This window comes from Microbacterium sp. NPDC058062 (genome assembly GCF_042885375.1).
Taxonomy (GTDB): Bacteria; Actinomycetota; Actinomycetes; order Actinomycetales; family Microbacteriaceae; genus Microbacterium; species Microbacterium trichothecenolyticum_C.
This window is the reverse complement of record NZ_JBHVSC010000003.1, coordinates 345,553-360,498: the sequence shown is the minus strand read 5'-3', so window position 1 is coordinate 360,498 and position 14,946 is coordinate 345,553. Positions and strand designations below refer to the sequence as shown.

Here is a 14,946-nt window from a genome sequence, read left to right as displayed (position 1 = left end):
TGTGTCCGATAGTAGACCGAACGTTCTATCTACGCAAGACTATTCCCAAGAATTCTGAAATGGCACGATGGAAGGACCTGAGGGGGATCCATGAGCACCACACCTGCCGCGCCTGCCGCGGCGAGCCATCCGTCGCCGGCGCGTCAGCGGCTGCTGGAAGCCGCGACGCAGCTCTTCTACAACGAGGGCATCCACTCGGTGGGGGTCGATCGCATCATCGAGGAGGCCGGCGTCACGCGGGCCACGATGTACAAGCAGTTCGCGGGCAAGGAAGGCCTCGTGCTCGCCTACCTCGAGGGGGAGGACCAGGGCCTGCGGGCGCTGCTCGCGCAGGCGGCGCAGGCGTCGGATGACCCCGACGTGCTCCTCGATCTCGTGGTCGCGGGCATCGAGCAGGACATCCGCGACCGGCACACGCGAGGCTGCCCCTTCATCAACGCCGCGGCCGAGTACCCCGACCAGGGGCCGGTGCGCGATCTCATCGCCGACCATCGCGAGTGGTTCCGCGGAACCCTCCGGCAACTGGCCGAGGGAGCGGGGCTGCGGGATCCCGAGGGGGTCGCCGCATCCCTCGTCCTGCTCCGCGATGCGGCGCTCGTGGGCGGCTATCTCGACGGCCAGGACCGGGTCGGCCCGGCGTTCGCCCGCACAGCCCGCGAACTGATCGCCGCGCACAAGGGCTGAACGCTGTCGGCGTAATCGAGGCTCACGAGCCACATTTGTCACTCTTTTCACACGACACGCGGCCCTAATCGGCAGAAATCCGCAGAAATACGCGGTTCTGTCGGCCAGGTCGGGTACATTCGGGACCGGTCGATAGGACCAGCCGGGGGGCGAAGCCGTCCGGTCCGAGCAATGACAAGACGGCACTCGTCGTCTTTGGAGGACATACCAAATGGCCGACAAGACCATCACCAAGACCGAGCTCGTCGCGAGCATCGCGAGCGCGACCGGCCAGAGCCAGTCCGCCGTCTCTGGCGTGCTCGACTCCCTCTTCTCCACCGTCTCCGACGCGGTCGCCGCCGGCAGCAAGGTCTCGATCCCGGGCTGGATCGCGTTCGAGCAGGTCGCCACCTCGGCTCGTACGGGCCGCAACCCGCAGACCGGCGAGGAGATCAAGATCCCCGCGGGCAAGCGCGTCAAGGTCACCGCGGGCTCGAAGCTGAAGGCCGCCGTCAAGTAATTCCGACGCAGACCTCTGGAGAGGGGATGCCGCGACCCGCGGCATCCCCTCTTCTGCGTCTCCGGGCGGGAAACCGCACAGGTGCCGCGACGTAGGCTTGAGGCGTGAACCCCCGCGCCCTGCGGGCCGTCGGGCCCGTCATCCTCGTCGTGGCCGCACTCGCAGTCATGGTGTGGGCGCTGGCGTTCGGCGGAGGCACCGCGCCGCTCGCGATCGCCGACCCCGGGCCGTTCGTGCGCTGGGGGCTTCCGACCGCGAAGCTCTTCGTCAACCTCTCGGCCGCCGGCATGGTCGGCGTGCTCGTGACGACGCTGTTCACGCTGCGGGCCGGGGATCGCGAGTTCGACGTCGCACTCGACACCGCGTCGATCTCGGCCGCCGTGTTCACGATGGCCGCGGCCGCCACCGGGTTCCTCACGTTCGTCGACGCGTTCAATCCGGTCCTCAGCATCGGTCCGGAGTTCGGGGCGCAGCTCGGCCGCTTCATCGTCGAGACCGAGGTCGGCCGCACGTGGCTCATCACCACCATCGCGGGCGCCGCCCTCACGGTGCTGACCTTCGCCGTGCGCTCGTGGACGGCGACCTTCTTCGTGGCACTGCTGGCCACGGCATCCCTCGTCCCGATGGGCACTCAGGGCCACTCCGGCGAGGAGGCGTTCCACCACGAGGCGATGACCGCGCTGATCCTGCACATCATCGCCGCCGCGGTGTGGCTGGGCGGCCTGCTCCTCATCGTGATCGTGCGGCCGCTGCAGTCCCGCGACGACAGCGTCGCGACCGTCGCCCGCTACTCGAGCATCGCGCTCGCCGCGTTCGTCGTGGTGGTCGTGTCGGGCACGGTGCGGGCCGCGATCGGCCTGCGCGACTGGTCCGCGCTCATCTCGCCGTACGGCCTGATCCTCGGCGTGAAGGTGCTGGCGCTCATCGCGCTCGGCCTCTTCGGGGCCTGGTACCGCACCCGCCTCATCGGCAAGATGCGGACCCAGGATGCCGCCACCCGATCGTTCTGGACCCTCATCGCCTTCGAGCTCGTGCTGATGGGCGTCGCGAGCGGCGCGGCGGCGGCCCTCGCGCGCACGCCCCCGCCGGTCGCTCCGCTGATCCCGAAGACGCCCACGCCCGCGGAGCGCCTCACCGGCGCCCCGCTCCCGCCCGAGCTGACGCTCGACCGCTGGCTCACGGCGTGGAACGTCGACCTCCTGTGGGCGGTCATCGCCGGGTTCGCGATCTTCTTCTACCTCGTGGGCGTGTGGCGTCTGCGCCGCCGCGGCGACGCGTGGCCGGTGTACCGCACGATCATGTGGGTCGTCGGCTGGCTGCTGCTGGTGTGGGTCACCGGGGGCGTCATCAACGTCTACCAGGACTACCTGTTCAGCATGCACATGGTCGGGCACATGCTCCTGACCATGGCGATCCCCCTGCTGCTCGTGCCCGGCGCACCCATCACGCTCGCGGCGCGCGCGATCCACAAGCGCGACGACGGCACCCGCGGCGGCCGCGAGTGGCTGCTCTGGGTCGTGCACTCGCCGGTGGCGCGCATCCTCACGAACCCGTTCATCGCCGCAGGTCTCTTCATCGGCTCGCTCTGGGTCTTCTACTACACCGACCTGTTCCGCTGGTCGCTGTACGACCACCTCGGCCACGAGTGGATGATCGCGCACTTCCTCATCACGGGGTACCTGTTCGTGATGAGCCTCATCGGCATCGATCCGGTGCCCTACCGCCTGCCGTACCCGGGGCGCCTGCTCCTCCTCATCGGTGTGATGGCGATGCACGCGTTCTTCGGCATCGCGATCATGATGCAGGAGGGCCTCATGATCGCCGAGTGGTTCGGCTCGATGGGCCGCACGTGGGGTGCGACGCCGCTCGAGGACCAGTACACCGGCGGCGGCATCGCCTGGTCGATCGGCGAGATCCCCACGCTCATCCTCGCGATCACGGTGGCGATCCAGTGGAGCCGCAGCGACGACCGCGAGACCAAGCGTCGCGACCGTCACGCCGACCGCACCGGCGACGCGGAGCTCGAGGAGTACAACGCACGGCTGGCGGCGCTCGCCGAGCGCGACGCGCGCACCGGCGGCTGAGCACTACGCGTTCGGGTCGCCCAGGGTGTCGTCGCCCGGGGCGCGGCGCGGAGCCGGGGGCTCAGCATCCCATTTCGTCCCGCCGATGTCGCCCCGCAGCGTGCCCGTGACCTCGTCGACGGCGGCCCCGACGGTCGGGGCGAAGCGGTAGGGAGCGAAGCGGTCGGTGAGGCCGTAGCGGGCGAGCGTGTCGACGACCGGCGACTTCATCTCGGCGATGATGAGACGGATGCCGCGTGCCTGCAGATACTCGTCGAGCTCGACGAGCTCGTCGGCCGCGGTGGTGTCGATGTCGGTGATGGGCTCGGCGGCGAGGATCACGGTGCGGACGTCCGGTCCCGCGGACCGCACACGGGAACGCACCCAGTCGTCGAAGATGGCGCCGTTCGCGAAGAACAGCGGGGCGTCGAACCGCACGATCACGACGCCCGGAACACGGGCGCCCTCGGGATTGCGCGAGAGGTCGTGGTAGCCGCGGAGGCCCGCGACGCGGCCGAGCTCTGCCTTGTACGGGCGCCACGAGCGGTTGACGAAGGCGATGAACGACAGGCCGATCGTGATGACGATGCCTTCGAGCACGCCGAAGACGAGCACGCCGAGGAACGCGGCCGCCGAGAGCACGGCGTCGACGATGTTGATGCGCACGAGCCGCACGACTCCGCGCGCGTCGATGAGGCCGATGGCGGCGCTCATGACGACGGCGGCGAGCGTCGCTGACGGGAGGAGCTCGGTCAGTCCCGGCAGGGCGAGGATGAACACGATGAGCAGCACGGCGCCGACCACGCCGGTGAGCTGGGTGCGCGCCCCCGCCTGCTCGGCCACCGGGGTGCGCGACGACGATCCCGAGACCGGGAACCCGCCGAGCGCTCCGCCCGCGACGTTCGCGATGCCCAGCCCGGCCATCTCCTGGCTGCCGTCGACGCTGTCGCCGCGGCGGGCGGCGAACGTGCGCGAGAGCACCGCGGTGTCGGTGAACGCGATGAGCGCGATGCCGGCGGCGGGGAGCGCCAGGGATGCGACATCCGTCCACTCCAGCCCGCCGAGGGCGGGCGCGGGGAGGCCCTGCGGCAGTGCGCCGACCACGCTCAGCCGGTCAGAGAGGCCGAGGACCCCGGTGAGCACCATCGACACCACCACGACGACGAGAACGCCCGGCACGCGGAACCGCACGGCCTTGAGTACGAAGATCACGACGAGGGAGCCGACGCCGAACGCGGCCGCGAGCAGGTCGATGCGTCCGCCGAGGATGCCTTCGACGATCGCGACGGCACCCTGCCACAGCGACGGCGCGTCGACCGAGAAGCCCAGCAGCTTGGGCAGCTGCGACACGATGACGATGACCGCGATCGCGTTCAGATAGCCGACGCGGATGGGCTTGGACAGCAGGTCGGTCACGAATCCGAGGCGCACGAGTCCGCCGATGACGAGCAGCGCGCCGACCATGATCGCCAGCAGCCCCGCGAGCGCGACCGCGCGCGACTGGTCGCCGAGCGCGAGCGGGAGGATCGCGGCGGCGATGATCGGGGCGAGCGACGAGTCCGGGCCGAGCACGAGCACCCGCGAGGGACCGAACACCGCATACGCCAGCAGCGGCACGATCGTCGCGTACAGGCCGGTCACGGGAGGAAGCCCCGCGACCTCGGCGTAGCCCATGCCCGCGGGGATCAGCAGCGCGGTCACGACGATGCCCGCCCGCACGTCGGGCCACAGCCATGCGCGCTGGTAGCCGCGCACTGTCGCGACGGCGGGAATCCACCGCGCGATGCCTTCCTGCGACCTCATCATCGACCCCGGCACCCATCATGGCGGAAAGGCGGGGCGGCCTGTGCGCCGGCGGCGCTAGGTCGTGTCGGGGCCCGTCACGACGATCGTCGCAGTGCCGTCGGGGCGGACGGTGATCGTGCCCTTGACGATGAAGGGGACGTCCTCGCTGACGGCGCGCACGCGGCCGTCGAAGAGCGAGCGGATGTCGACATCGATGTGCGCGACGGCTTCTGCCGCGAGGATCGACCAGCCGGCGCCGTCCGGCTCGACGGCGACGGTCGGCTGCGACACGATCGACCACTTCGGGGCCGACGTGATGCGGTCCTCCACGAAGTAGCCGAACGGGCAGGCGGTCGGCTGCAGCACCTCCTGCGTCGCACAGGAGGTGAGGAACTCCTCGACCTTGTCCTGCACGACGCTGAGGAACTTCTCGGTCGGCTGGGCGACCACGTTGACGGGGATCGCACGGAACGGGCTGTCGGAGAGCACCGCGACGCCGGGGGTGCTCGAGATCGCGGTGTCGACCGACACCGAGTACAGCCCGGGCGAGAAGACGAGAAGCGAGACAGGTGCGGCGGGGTCGGCGTCCGCGCCGTCGGGTGAGACCTGGCGCTTGTCGAGCTCGAAGCCGTTGACATCGAAGATCATCGAGCCCGTGACGCCGAGGTTCATCACTGCGAGGGGGCTCTTCGCGAACCGCCACGTCGGCGCGAGGCCGATGGAGCCGTCGCGCTCGACCGAGAAGGTCGTGCGACCGTCGTGCCCGCGCGCCGTGTAGGCGATCGTGACGTGGGTGATGTCGCCGTCGTGCTCCTCGGACACGACGTGCGCATCGCGGATCGGGGCGAGCGCGGAGCTGCGCAGCAGCGCCTCGGACGCCGTGGGCGGCAGGCCGGCCTCTTCGAGCTCGGCAGAGCTCACCGCGACGCCGGGCACCGCGAGCGCATCGGCCGCACGCCCCTCGGCGAGCAGCTGGACGTAGCGCTCGACGAACGCCTTCGGGCTGTAGAACTCGCGCTGCATCACTCCCCACGCCGCGAACACGGCGCCGGCGAGAACCACGCCGACGATGCCGAGCAGCGTCAGATCGAGCGCGAGGCGGCGGCGAGTCCGCCGTTTGGCGGGAGGCTGGATGACCGGCGAATCGGGCGTCACGCGCGCCGTGTCAGGGGTCGCCGGACCGGCCGGAGGCGCACCCGCGCGACCGGACGATGTGTCCATCACCCCCTGGTCCACGGGCCCAGTCTAGGAAATCGTGGCCGGGAGGCCCCTGTGGAACGCAAAGTTGGGACTCGAAGTCCACTCGCCGTTCACGCGCCCCGTGAGTCAGGGCATGATCGCGTCGCGGACGGCGCTGGCGCCGGCGAGCTGGCCGGAGGCGATCGCGGCGGCCAACGACACCATCGGACCGGGAACAGCCGCCAGGTGCGCCATGTCGCCGCCCGCGTACACGCCGGGCACCGTGGTGCGCCCCATCGCATCGATCTCCACACCGCCGCTCGGGAGGCTGCCGCAGCCGAGCTGGGCAGCGAACGGGGCGCGCTGCGTCGCGGTGGCGGCGGTGAAGACCCCGGCGATGTGCTCGACCGAACCGTCGGCGAGCGAGAGCTCGAGCCCGCCGTCGACCTCGGTCACGAACGCGACGTCGTCGGGGCGGGCGATGAAGGCGGAGGCGACGACGGGACGCAGCATCCGTTCGATCATCCCGGCGTGCTCGCCGTCGATGAGGATGCCGACGCGCCGGCCGGCGAACTCGTGGCCGTGGCAGAACGGGCACTGTGCGACGAGGCGGCCCCACTGCTCGGCGAGGCCGGCAACCGGCGGCAGCTCGTCGCGCATGCCCGTCGCCAGCACGAGACGCGCGGCACGCTCGGTGCCGTCGGCGGTGGTCACCTCGAAGTCGCCGAGCGATCCCGACACGGCGGTGACCGCCGTCGTGCGCACCTCGACGGTGTCGTAGGCGGCGAGTTCGTCGCGCGCGATGCGGCGCAGCTCGGCTGGGCTGCGGCCGTCATTGGTGAGGAGGTTGTGGGCGTGCTCGACCGTCGCGTTGCGGTACTCGCCGGAGTCGAGCAGGAGCACGGTGCGGTGCATGCGGCCGATGGTGAGCGCGGCCTGGAGGCCGGCCGGGCCGCCGCCGATCACGATGACGTCGTACATGGGGATCCTCTCGTCGGGTTGCGTCTGATCCGATCCTGTGACTTCATGTCGACATGAAGTCAAGTCTGCCGATCGGAGACGCCGCCGCCAGGTTCTCGCTGCCCACGAATGTGCTCCGGCATTGGGAGGACGTCGGGCTGCTCCGGCCCGGACGCGACGCCGGCGGGCGCCGCCGCTACGGCGATGACGACCTGGTGCGCATCGGCGTGATCGTGCGCAGCAAGAACGCCGGCATGAGCCTCGAGCAGATCGGCGTGCTGCTGGACGAGCAGGCGCCCGAGCGGCATCGCGTGCTCGAGGAGCACCTCGCCGACCTCGAGCGCCGCATGGCCGACATGGAGCGCTCGCGGCGCATGACGGAGCACGCGCTGCGCTGCCGCTCCCACGACATCACGACGTGCCCGCGGTTCCGGGCGATCATGGACGAGGTCGTCGCGGGCACCGGGCGCTGGAGGGAGGCCGAGGAGCCTGTGGAGAGCGGGCGGGTGTCCACGGATCGCGGCGTGCAGGGCCGGGAGGCGGCATCCGCTCGTTAACATGAGTCGGTGAACACTCCGCCTCTGTCTGCCGAGCAGGAGGCGCTGTTCCGGCTCATCGAAGACACCCGCGAGCACGTGTTCGTGACCGGGCGCGCGGGCACGGGCAAGTCGACGCTGCTGCAGCACCTCGCGTGGAACACGAACAAGCAGATCGCGGTGTGCGCCCCGACGGGCGTCGCAGCGCTCAACGTCGAGGGTCAGACGATCCACTCGCTCTTCAAGCTGCCGCTGGGCATCATCGGCTCGCACGACGAGGATCAGTCCGAAGCGACCCGCAAGCTGCTGAACGCGATCGACACCCTCGTCATCGACGAGATCTCGATGGTCAACGCCGACCTCATGGACGCGATCGACCGTTCGCTGCGCAAGGCGCGGGGGCGGCGCGGCGAACCCTTCGGCGGCACGCAGGTCGTCATGTTCGGCGACCCGTACCAGCTCGCGCCGGTGCCGCCCCGTGGCGACGAGCTCCGGTACGTGCAGGACCACTACCGGTCGTTCTGGTTCTTCGACGCCAAGGTGTGGGTGGGCGAGGCCGCGACCGACGGCATCCTCGATGTCGGGTCGTACGGCGCCGACCTCAACATCCGTGAGCTCGTCGACATCCACCGGCAGTCCGACCCGGCGTTCAAGGCGATGCTCAACGCCGTGCGCTACGGCCGGGTGACGGCCGACATCGCCGAGGTGCTCAACGTCACCGGGGCGCGCACTCCCCCGGACCCGCTCGACGGTGAGCACCCGATCATCACGCTCGCGACACGCAACGACATCGTCAACAACATCAACCGCCGCCACCTCACCGAGCTCGTGGGCCGGGAGCAGACGGCGATGGCGGAGGTCAACGGCGACTTCGGACGAGGGGATGCCGCGTACCCGGCCGACCTCGAGCTCAAGCTGAAGGTCGGCGCCCAGGTGATGTTCCTGCGCAACGACACCGCCGCCTTCGGCGAGCCGCCGCGGTGGGTCAACGGCACGATCGGCACCGTCACCCGCATCGCGGGCGAGACCGTGCGAGTAGACGTCGAGGGTGAGGAGTTCGACGTCGAGCCGTCGGTGTGGGAGAAGTACCGCTACTCGTACAACCCGGGGTCCAAGACCCTCACCCGCGACATCGTGGCCGAGTTCACCCAGTTCCCGCTGCGGCTGGCGTGGGCGGTCACGATCCACAAGTCGCAGGGCAAGACCTACGACCGCGCGATCATCGACCTCGGCTCGGGTGCCTTCGCGCCCGGGCAGACGTACGTCGCGCTGTCGCGACTGACCTCGCTGGACGGCCTGTACCTCTCGCGCCCGCTGCGGCCCCGCGACATCCAGGTCGACCCCGACGTGCGGCGGTTCATGGCCTCCGCGGTGCGGGGGACTCCCGTGGCCTGACGCGCGTCAGGCCACGTGGGCGGCCTCGGCGGCCTTGGCGGCGGCGAGGTCCTCGAAGAGCTCGGTGTTGAAGCGGTAGGCGAGCAGCACCTCGTCGATGACGCGCTCCTGCTCGGCGGCATCCCACGGGGCGGCGTCGAGCTGCTCGCGGTAGACGTCCTTGAACGCCTTCGGGTCGGCGATGTCGTCGAACAGGTAGAAGCCGATGCCGTTCGTCTCGAACCCGAAGCGGCGCGCCATCAGGCGCCCGATGAACTGGCCGCCCGAGAGGTCCCCGAGGTAGCGCGTGTAGTGGTGGGCGACGAAGCCGCCCGCCCACGTCGCGCCGACCTCGTTGATGCGGTCGACGTAGCGGCGCGTCGTCGGCAGCGGCACGATCTGCTCTCGCCAGTCGGGGCCGACCAGGAACTCGAGGTCGGCCTCGAGCGCGGGAAGCCGCGTGAGCTTATCGGAGATGAAGACGGCCGCGACCGGGTCGTTGCGCATCTGGCCGGCGGTGCGCTCGAGCGCCTCGTAGATGAACCAGTGCTGCACGACGAGGGCGACGTAGTCCTCGCGCGTGCCCTCCCCTTTCATGAGGTCGGCCATGAAGCCGGAGTGCTCGCTCGACGAGTGCGAGCTGCTGGAGCGCTCGCGCAGGGCGGTGGAGAACGGGATCGGGTCGCTCATACCTTCATGCTAACTGAAGATAAGGCGAACCTAACCACCAATTTCCTATGCGTGCGGGCGGGGCTCGATTCCGAGGCGGCGGCACGCCTCGTCATAGAGCGCGACGATCTCCCGGCGCACCTCGCGGCGCTCCGTGATCGGGCCGCCCGGCCATGCCACGGCGATCTCGGCCGTCGACCCGTCGGCGAGCGTGGCCTCCCAGACGCCCCGATCCCCGTCGAACCCCGTCATCGTCGCGGCGCTGATCTCGGCGTCCGCGGCTCCCGCGTCCGCGGCGAACGCCCGCGAGATCAGGAGGTTGTCATCGCCGTGATCGCCGTTCATGTGGCCGAGCACGCCGGTGAGGGCGGCGTCGTCGAAGTGATGGGTCATGCCATCACCCTACGGATCGCCGTTCAACGCAAGCGACTCTGGTGTGTTTGAATTCATTGCACGATCATCGGGGGGTGAGAATGCGGACCCGCTCCACACATCGACGCGCCATCGCGGTCGTCGCAGGTGCCATGACATCCGCTCTGCTCCTCGCCGGGTGCTCCTTCGGCGGCGACATCCAGCCCGACGTGCCCCCTCAGACGACCGCTGCCTTCGCCGACGAGACCGTGCAGCAGCTGACGGATGCCGTCACCCACGCGATGGGCGTCACCGGGTCGTCCGGCGCGATCGTGGGCGTGTGGGCGCCATGGAGTGGGAGCTGGGTCGCCGGCCTCGGCACGCAGCGTCCGGACGGCGGGGGCGAGGTCACCGACGATCTGGTGTTCCGTGCGGGCAAGGTCACGCGCGCCATGACGTGCGACGTGCTGTTCGAGGCCGCCGCCGCGGGCAAGGTGAAGCTCGACGACAGCATCACCGAATACGTCTCGGGCGTGCCCGACCTCAAGGACGTGACGCTCATCGAGCTCTGCGACGGGACGTCCGGCATCGGCTCGTACACCGGCCAGCTGTACTCGTCGTGGCTCTCGAATCCCGACCGGACCTGGGATCCGCGGTATCTCGCGAGCTTCGGTCTCGGCCAGCCGCGCACGTCCGATCCGGGCACGGCCTACCGAGACTCGGACGCCGGGTACGTGCTGCTCGGCCTCGCGCTGGAGCGCGCGACCGAGTCGACGGCCGCCGCCCTCATCCACGACTACGTCGCCGATCCGCTCGGACTCGATGCCACCGCACTCGGCGAGCTCCCCGCCTCGGACGCGCTCAAGGGCGGGCAGTCGGTCAACAACGCCGAGGGAGCGCTCGACTGCGCGCAGCCCATCGATCTGACCGCGGCCTCGTCGAGCAGCGGCTTCACGGACGCCGGCGTGATCACCGACATCCATGACCTCGGCCGCTATGTGCAGTCGCTGGCGTCCGGTTCGCTCGTCGAGGACGACGACCGGTTCAACTCACCGGTGGCCGTCGCCGCCGATGCCCCGTCGTGGTACACCGCAGACGGCGGTGCGCTGATCGCCGGCTCGCTCATCGGACAGTACGGCAAGGTGCCCGGGTACATCACGGCGGCATTCGCCGACCCCACGACCGGGTTGACGGTCGCCGTCGTCCTCAACAACTCCGCCGCCGACGCCGCGGTCGGCCTGTACCTCGCCTGGGAGCTCGCGGCGATCGCGTCGAAGACGCCCGCCACGGCAGGCGAGAGGGCGCCGGAGGCCGGTCTTCCCTGGACCGCTGAGCAGTACCACGCCGCGATCGACACGCTCGCGGTCTGCACTCCTCCGGCAGCGGAGTGAACGCCGGAGCAGGCTCCGGAGGCGCGACGATCTCGGGCGGTGGCCGCTCAGGCACCTCGCCCGCCTCGCCCGCGATCCTGCTGGTCATCGCCGGCCTCGCCTGCCAAGAGGTCGGCGCGTCGATCGCGGTCCTGCTGTTCCCGCAGGTCGGGCCGCTCGGCATGGTCATGCTGCGCCTCGTGTTCTCGGCCGTCGTACTGCTGCTGATCGCGCGACCTCGCGTGCGCGGTCACTCGCGCGCCGACTGGACGGCGGTGGCGCTCTTCGGACTCGTGCTCGCGCTGATGAACGGCCTGTTCTACCTCGCCCTCGAGCGCCTGCCGCTCGGGGTCACCGTGACCATCGAGGTGCTGGGCCCCCTCGTGCTGTCGATCGTCGCGGCTCGCCGCGCGTCGGCGTGGCTCTGGGCGCTCCTGGCACTCGCCGGAGTCGTGGCTCTGGGCGGCGGCGGATGGGACCGACTCGACCCGCTCGGCGTGCTGTTCGCGCTCGGCGCCGCCGGCAGCTGGGCGTTCTACATCCTCTCCTCGGCGCGCGTCGGGCGGGCGTTCCCCAAGCTCGACGGGCTCGCGCTCGCGATGACGGTCGGTGCCGTCATCGCCCTGCCGTTCGGGATCGCGGATGCCGGAGCCGCCCTCCTGCGGATCGAGATCGTCGCGCTGGGCGCGGCCGTGGCGGTGCTGTCGTCGACGATCCCGTACGCCTTCGAGCTCATCGCGCTCCGGCGCCTCCCGGCGGCCGTCTTCGCGATCCTGATGAGCCTGGCGCCGGCCACCGCGGCGCTCGCGGGTTTCATATTCCTCGGACAACATATGACGTGGCTCGAGATCCTGGGCATCGCGCTGGTCATCGCCGCGAGCATCGGTGCGATCCGGTCCTCCGCCCGCGCGGCGCGCGAGGCCGCGGAGCCGATCGCCTGACCGGAGCGTGACGAGCCCACGGCTCGGTAGCATCGGGGCGTGACGCAGGCGCAGACGAGATGGGCGGTCCTCGGGCCGGGGTGGATCAGCCGCGACTTCGTGGTCGGGCTTCGGGCTTCGGAACACGGGATGCTGCATGCCGTGGGCAGCTCGTCGGCCGAGCGCGCGGCGGCGTTCGCGGCGGAGCACGGGGCCGAGGCATCCGGAACCTACGACGAGATCCTGGCGCGCGACGACGTCGACGCGGTGTACGTCGGGACGGTCCACACGGCCCACGCCGACCTCGCGATCCGGGCACTCGAAGCGGGCAAGGCCGTGCTGTGCGAGAAGCCCGCGAGCCCGACGCTCGCAGAGGTCGAGCGGATCCTGGAGACCGCCGAGCGCACGCAGCGGCCCTTCCTCGAGGCGTTCAAGACGCGTTTCGGCCCGTTCGCCGAGGCGCTGCGCGAGCTCGCCGCCGGCGGGGAGCTCGGAGCACCGCAGCGATTCGAGGGAGCCTTCGGCTTCGACGCGGGTACGCGCGAGGGTCGTCTGTTCGACCCGGCGGTCGCGGGCGGCGCGATCCTCGACGTGGGGTGCTACCCGCTGGCGCTCGCGATCGACCTCGCGGCCGCGGCGGGGCAGCCGATCGCACCGGAATACCGGGCATTCGAGGCCGAGCTGGTGGGTGGCGTCGACGGCACGGCGTCCGCCGAGCTCGCGTTCGGCGACCTGACGGCCGGCATCGCGACGTCGGTGATCGAGAACCTGTCCGACACCGGCGTGCTGCGCTTCGCCGACGCCGAGGTCGTGCTGCCGAACGTCTGGGGCAGCCGCACCGAGAGCCCGTCGACGCTGATCGTGCGCCGCGGGGCCGACGAGCGCGTCGTCGAGCTGCCGGTCGTGCAGCCGATGGCCGCCGAGGCCGACGCGCTGTCGCTGGCGCTCGCAGAGGGGCGGCTCGAGGTGCCCGAGATGCCCTGGGCCCACACACGCGCTGCGGCTCGCGTGCTCACCGACTGGCGCGCGGCCGCCCTCGCCGGCTGACCGCTCCGGGAGGGGTCACTCCCAGGTGTGCACGGGCTCGTTCGTGTGCATCGCCTCGCGGTACTCGAGCAGGGTGGCGCGCAGCGCGTCGTAGCGGTCCATGTCGGCCCGGCGGTGCATGCGGTCCGTGAACCATCCGGCGCCCGTGACGCCGGTGAGGCACCGGCCCTCGATGATGCCGAGCAGGCGATCTCGGACGGACGTCTCGACCCCCCACGCCTCGAGGCCCCGGTGCGCGAGCGGCAGCAGGCGACGCAGCACGAGCTCCGTCGCGGGCACCTGGCCGACGCCGGGCCAGTACTGCTGGGCGTCGATGCCGTCGCGGGCCGCGCTGTGGAAGTTCTCCTCGGCGGCGGTGAACGACAGCTGCGACCACAGCGGCCGGTCGTTCTCGGCGATCGCGCGCACGAGGCCGAAGTAGAACGCGGCGTTGGCCACGATGTCGGCGACGGTCGGCCCGGCGGCGAGCAGGCGGTTCTCGACGCGCAGGTGCGGCACGCCGTCCGCGACGTCGTAGATCGGGCGGTTCCACCGGTAGACCGTGCCGTTGTGCAGGCGCAGCTCCGCGAGGGCCGGGATTCCGCCGTCGTCGAGCACGGCCATCGGGTCGTCGTCGTGGACGATCGGCAGGAGCGCCGGGAAGTACCGGACGTTCTCCTCGAAGAGGTCGAAGACGGAGGTGATCCAGCGTTCGCCAAACCAGACCCGCGGCCGCACACCCTGCACCTTCAGCTCCTCGCTGCGGGTGTCGGTGGCCTGCTCGAACAGCGGGATCCGCGTCTCGCGCCACAGCTCCTTGCCCAGCAGATACGGCGAGTTCGCCGACATCGCGAGCTGCACGCCTGCGATCGCCTGCGAGGCGTTCCAGTACGCCGCGAACGAGTCGGGTGAGGTCTGGACGTGCAGCTGCGTGCTGGTGCAGGCCGCCTCGGGAAGGATCGAGTCCGCCGTCGTGAGGAGCCGCTCGGGCCCGTCGATCTTGATCAGGATGTCTTCGCCGCGGGCAGCGAGGATCTGCTCGCTGAGCAGCCGGTACCGCGGATTCGCGCTGATGCTGTCGGGCCGCAGATGCCCCTCCGCGAGCGTCGGAAGGATGCCGATCATCACGAGGTGCGCGCCGACCGTGGCCGACCGCTCCTCGGCATGGTTGAGGCTGCGCCGCAGCCCCTCCTCGAAGGTCGTCAGGCCGCCTTCGCGCAGGCGCGCCGGCGGCACATTGATCTCGATGTTGAACTGTCCGAGCTCGGTCTGGAACGCAGCATCCGCTATCGCTTCCAGCGCCTCGGCGTTGCGCAGCGCCGGGTCTCCCGCGTCGTCGACGAGGTTCAACTCGACTTCCAGGCCGGTCAGCGGGTCGTCGGTGTCGAAGTGCGCTTCGCGCAGCATACGCGCGAACACGTCGAGGTTGCGCCGGACCTTCTCGCGATGGCGTGTGCGGTCGGCGCGGGTGAACTCCTGTGCCGGGACGTCCTCCCCCATGGCGGAACTCTAGCGAGCCCCGCGCGTTTC

Annotated in this window: 14 protein-coding genes; 8 read left to right on the top strand and 6 right to left on the bottom strand. The window is 70.6% G+C overall.

The genetic code is table 11. The features are described 5' to 3' along the window. Window positions 1-90 precede the first annotated feature (90 nt). From ACFVSU_RS10880 to ACFVSU_RS10870, 3 genes are all read left to right on the top strand, one after another. Window positions 91-684, top strand: a complete 594-nt coding sequence (locus ACFVSU_RS10880; protein ID WP_387142213.1) for a TetR/AcrR family transcriptional regulator — start codon at window positions 91-93, stop codon at window positions 682-684. A gap of 211 nt (window positions 685-895) precedes the next feature. Beyond that, window positions 896-1,183, top strand: coding sequence for an HU family DNA-binding protein (locus ACFVSU_RS10875; protein WP_045301792.1), 288 nt, complete (start codon window positions 896-898; stop codon window positions 1,181-1,183). A gap of 104 nt (window positions 1,184-1,287) precedes the next feature. Further along, window positions 1,288-3,267 (top strand): cytochrome c oxidase assembly protein, encoded by a 1,980-nt coding sequence (locus ACFVSU_RS10870; protein WP_387142210.1) that lies wholly within the window; start codon window positions 1,288-1,290, stop codon window positions 3,265-3,267. A gap of 3 nt (window positions 3,268-3,270) precedes the next feature. On the opposite strand, the gene ACFVSU_RS10865 is transcribed toward ACFVSU_RS10870, so the two are convergent. The 3 genes from ACFVSU_RS10865 to ACFVSU_RS10855 all read right to left on the bottom strand — a co-directional run bounded on the left by ACFVSU_RS10865 (window position 3,271) and on the right by ACFVSU_RS10855 (window position 7,191). Beyond that, window positions 3,271-5,049, bottom strand: coding sequence for a SulP family inorganic anion transporter (locus ACFVSU_RS10865; protein WP_387142207.1), 1,779 nt, complete (start codon window positions 5,047-5,049; stop codon window positions 3,271-3,273). Between the two features lie 57 nt (window positions 5,050-5,106). After that, on the bottom strand, window positions 5,107-6,252 hold the full coding sequence (locus tag ACFVSU_RS10860) for a hypothetical protein (protein WP_387143487.1): 1,146 nt from the start codon (window positions 6,250-6,252) through the stop codon (window positions 5,107-5,109). 105 nt (window positions 6,253-6,357) lie between these two features. Beyond that, window positions 6,358-7,191 carry an NAD(P)/FAD-dependent oxidoreductase gene (locus tag ACFVSU_RS10855; protein WP_387142204.1) on the bottom strand — a complete coding sequence of 278 codons (834 nt, stop codon included), beginning with the start codon at window positions 7,189-7,191 and terminating at the stop codon, window positions 6,358-6,360. 53 nt (window positions 7,192-7,244) lie between these two features. Between ACFVSU_RS10855 and ACFVSU_RS10850 the strand changes: the two genes are divergently transcribed. Both ACFVSU_RS10850 and ACFVSU_RS10845 read left to right on the top strand, forming a co-directional pair. Next, window positions 7,245-7,727 carry a MerR family transcriptional regulator gene (locus tag ACFVSU_RS10850; RefSeq protein WP_387142201.1) on the top strand — a complete coding sequence of 161 codons (483 nt, stop codon included), beginning with the start codon at window positions 7,245-7,247 and terminating at the stop codon, window positions 7,725-7,727. Between the two features lie 9 nt (window positions 7,728-7,736). Continuing rightward, window positions 7,737-9,101, top strand: a complete 1,365-nt coding sequence (locus tag ACFVSU_RS10845; RefSeq protein ID WP_387142198.1) for an ATP-dependent RecD-like DNA helicase — start codon at window positions 7,737-7,739, stop codon at window positions 9,099-9,101. 6 nt (window positions 9,102-9,107) lie between these two features. Here the strand turns inward: ACFVSU_RS10845 and ACFVSU_RS10840 are convergent, their stop codons facing one another. Together ACFVSU_RS10840 and ACFVSU_RS10835 are read right to left on the bottom strand one after the other, a co-directional pair. After that, the gene (locus ACFVSU_RS10840) at window positions 9,108-9,770 is read right to left on the bottom strand and encodes a heme oxygenase (biliverdin-producing) (protein ID WP_387142195.1); all 663 of its coding nucleotides are present in this window, start codon (window positions 9,768-9,770) and stop codon (window positions 9,108-9,110) included. Between the two features lie 45 nt (window positions 9,771-9,815). Further along, window positions 9,816-10,142, bottom strand: coding sequence for a DUF2470 domain-containing protein (locus tag ACFVSU_RS10835; protein WP_387142191.1), 327 nt, complete (start codon window positions 10,140-10,142; stop codon window positions 9,816-9,818). 131 nt (window positions 10,143-10,273) lie between these two features. Here ACFVSU_RS10835 and ACFVSU_RS10830 point away from each other — a divergent pair, with 131 nt between their 5' ends. Genes ACFVSU_RS10830 through ACFVSU_RS10820 form a run of 3 tightly spaced genes read left to right on the top strand, consistent with a single transcriptional unit; the run spans window position 10,274 to window position 13,437 of the window. Then, on the top strand, window positions 10,274-11,491 hold the full coding sequence (locus ACFVSU_RS10830; protein ID WP_387142188.1) for a serine hydrolase domain-containing protein: 1,218 nt from the start codon (window positions 10,274-10,276) through the stop codon (window positions 11,489-11,491). 29 nt (window positions 11,492-11,520) lie between these two features. Further along, window positions 11,521-12,411 carry a DMT family transporter gene (locus ACFVSU_RS10825; protein WP_387143484.1) on the top strand — a complete coding sequence of 297 codons (891 nt, stop codon included), beginning with the start codon at window positions 11,521-11,523 and terminating at the stop codon, window positions 12,409-12,411. A gap of 39 nt (window positions 12,412-12,450) precedes the next feature. Next, window positions 12,451-13,437: a Gfo/Idh/MocA family protein gene (locus tag ACFVSU_RS10820; protein ID WP_387142185.1), complete on the top strand. Its 987-nt coding sequence runs from the start codon at window positions 12,451-12,453 to the stop codon at window positions 13,435-13,437. Window positions 13,438-13,452: 15 nt separating this feature from the next. Here ACFVSU_RS10820 and ACFVSU_RS10815 read toward each other — a convergent pair whose 3' ends face one another. Beyond that, window positions 13,453-14,916, bottom strand: a complete 1,464-nt coding sequence (locus ACFVSU_RS10815) for a glutamate--cysteine ligase (RefSeq protein ID WP_387142182.1) — start codon at window positions 14,914-14,916, stop codon at window positions 13,453-13,455. Window positions 14,917-14,946 lie beyond the last annotated feature (30 nt).

What these genes read in the sequence shown, in the direction of transcription:
- ACFVSU_RS10815 (WP_387142182.1), bottom strand. Translation starts at nt 14,916, where the DNA reads ATGGGGGAGGACGTCCCGGCACAGGAGTTCACCCGCGCCGACCGCACA.
- ACFVSU_RS10850 (WP_387142201.1), top strand. Translation starts at nt 7,245, where the DNA reads ATGAAGTCAAGTCTGCCGATCGGAGACGCCGCCGCCAGGTTCTCGCTG.
- ACFVSU_RS10875 (WP_045301792.1), top strand. Translation starts at nt 896, where the DNA reads ATGGCCGACAAGACCATCACCAAGACCGAGCTCGTCGCGAGCATCGCG.
- ACFVSU_RS10830 (WP_387142188.1), top strand. Translation starts at nt 10,274, where the DNA reads ATGACATCCGCTCTGCTCCTCGCCGGGTGCTCCTTCGGCGGCGACATC.
- ACFVSU_RS10865 (WP_387142207.1), bottom strand. Translation starts at nt 5,049, where the DNA reads ATGAGGTCGCAGGAAGGCATCGCGCGGTGGATTCCCGCCGTCGCGACA.
- ACFVSU_RS10880 (WP_387142213.1), top strand. Translation starts at nt 91, where the DNA reads ATGAGCACCACACCTGCCGCGCCTGCCGCGGCGAGCCATCCGTCGCCG.
- ACFVSU_RS10860 (WP_387143487.1), bottom strand. Translation starts at nt 6,252, where the DNA reads ATGGACACATCGTCCGGTCGCGCGGGTGCGCCTCCGGCCGGTCCGGCG.
- ACFVSU_RS10855 (WP_387142204.1), bottom strand. Translation starts at nt 7,191, where the DNA reads ATGTACGACGTCATCGTGATCGGCGGCGGCCCGGCCGGCCTCCAGGCC.
- ACFVSU_RS10840 (WP_387142195.1), bottom strand. Translation starts at nt 9,770, where the DNA reads ATGAGCGACCCGATCCCGTTCTCCACCGCCCTGCGCGAGCGCTCCAGC.
- ACFVSU_RS10835 (WP_387142191.1), bottom strand. Translation starts at nt 10,142, where the DNA reads ATGACCCATCACTTCGACGACGCCGCCCTCACCGGCGTGCTCGGCCAC.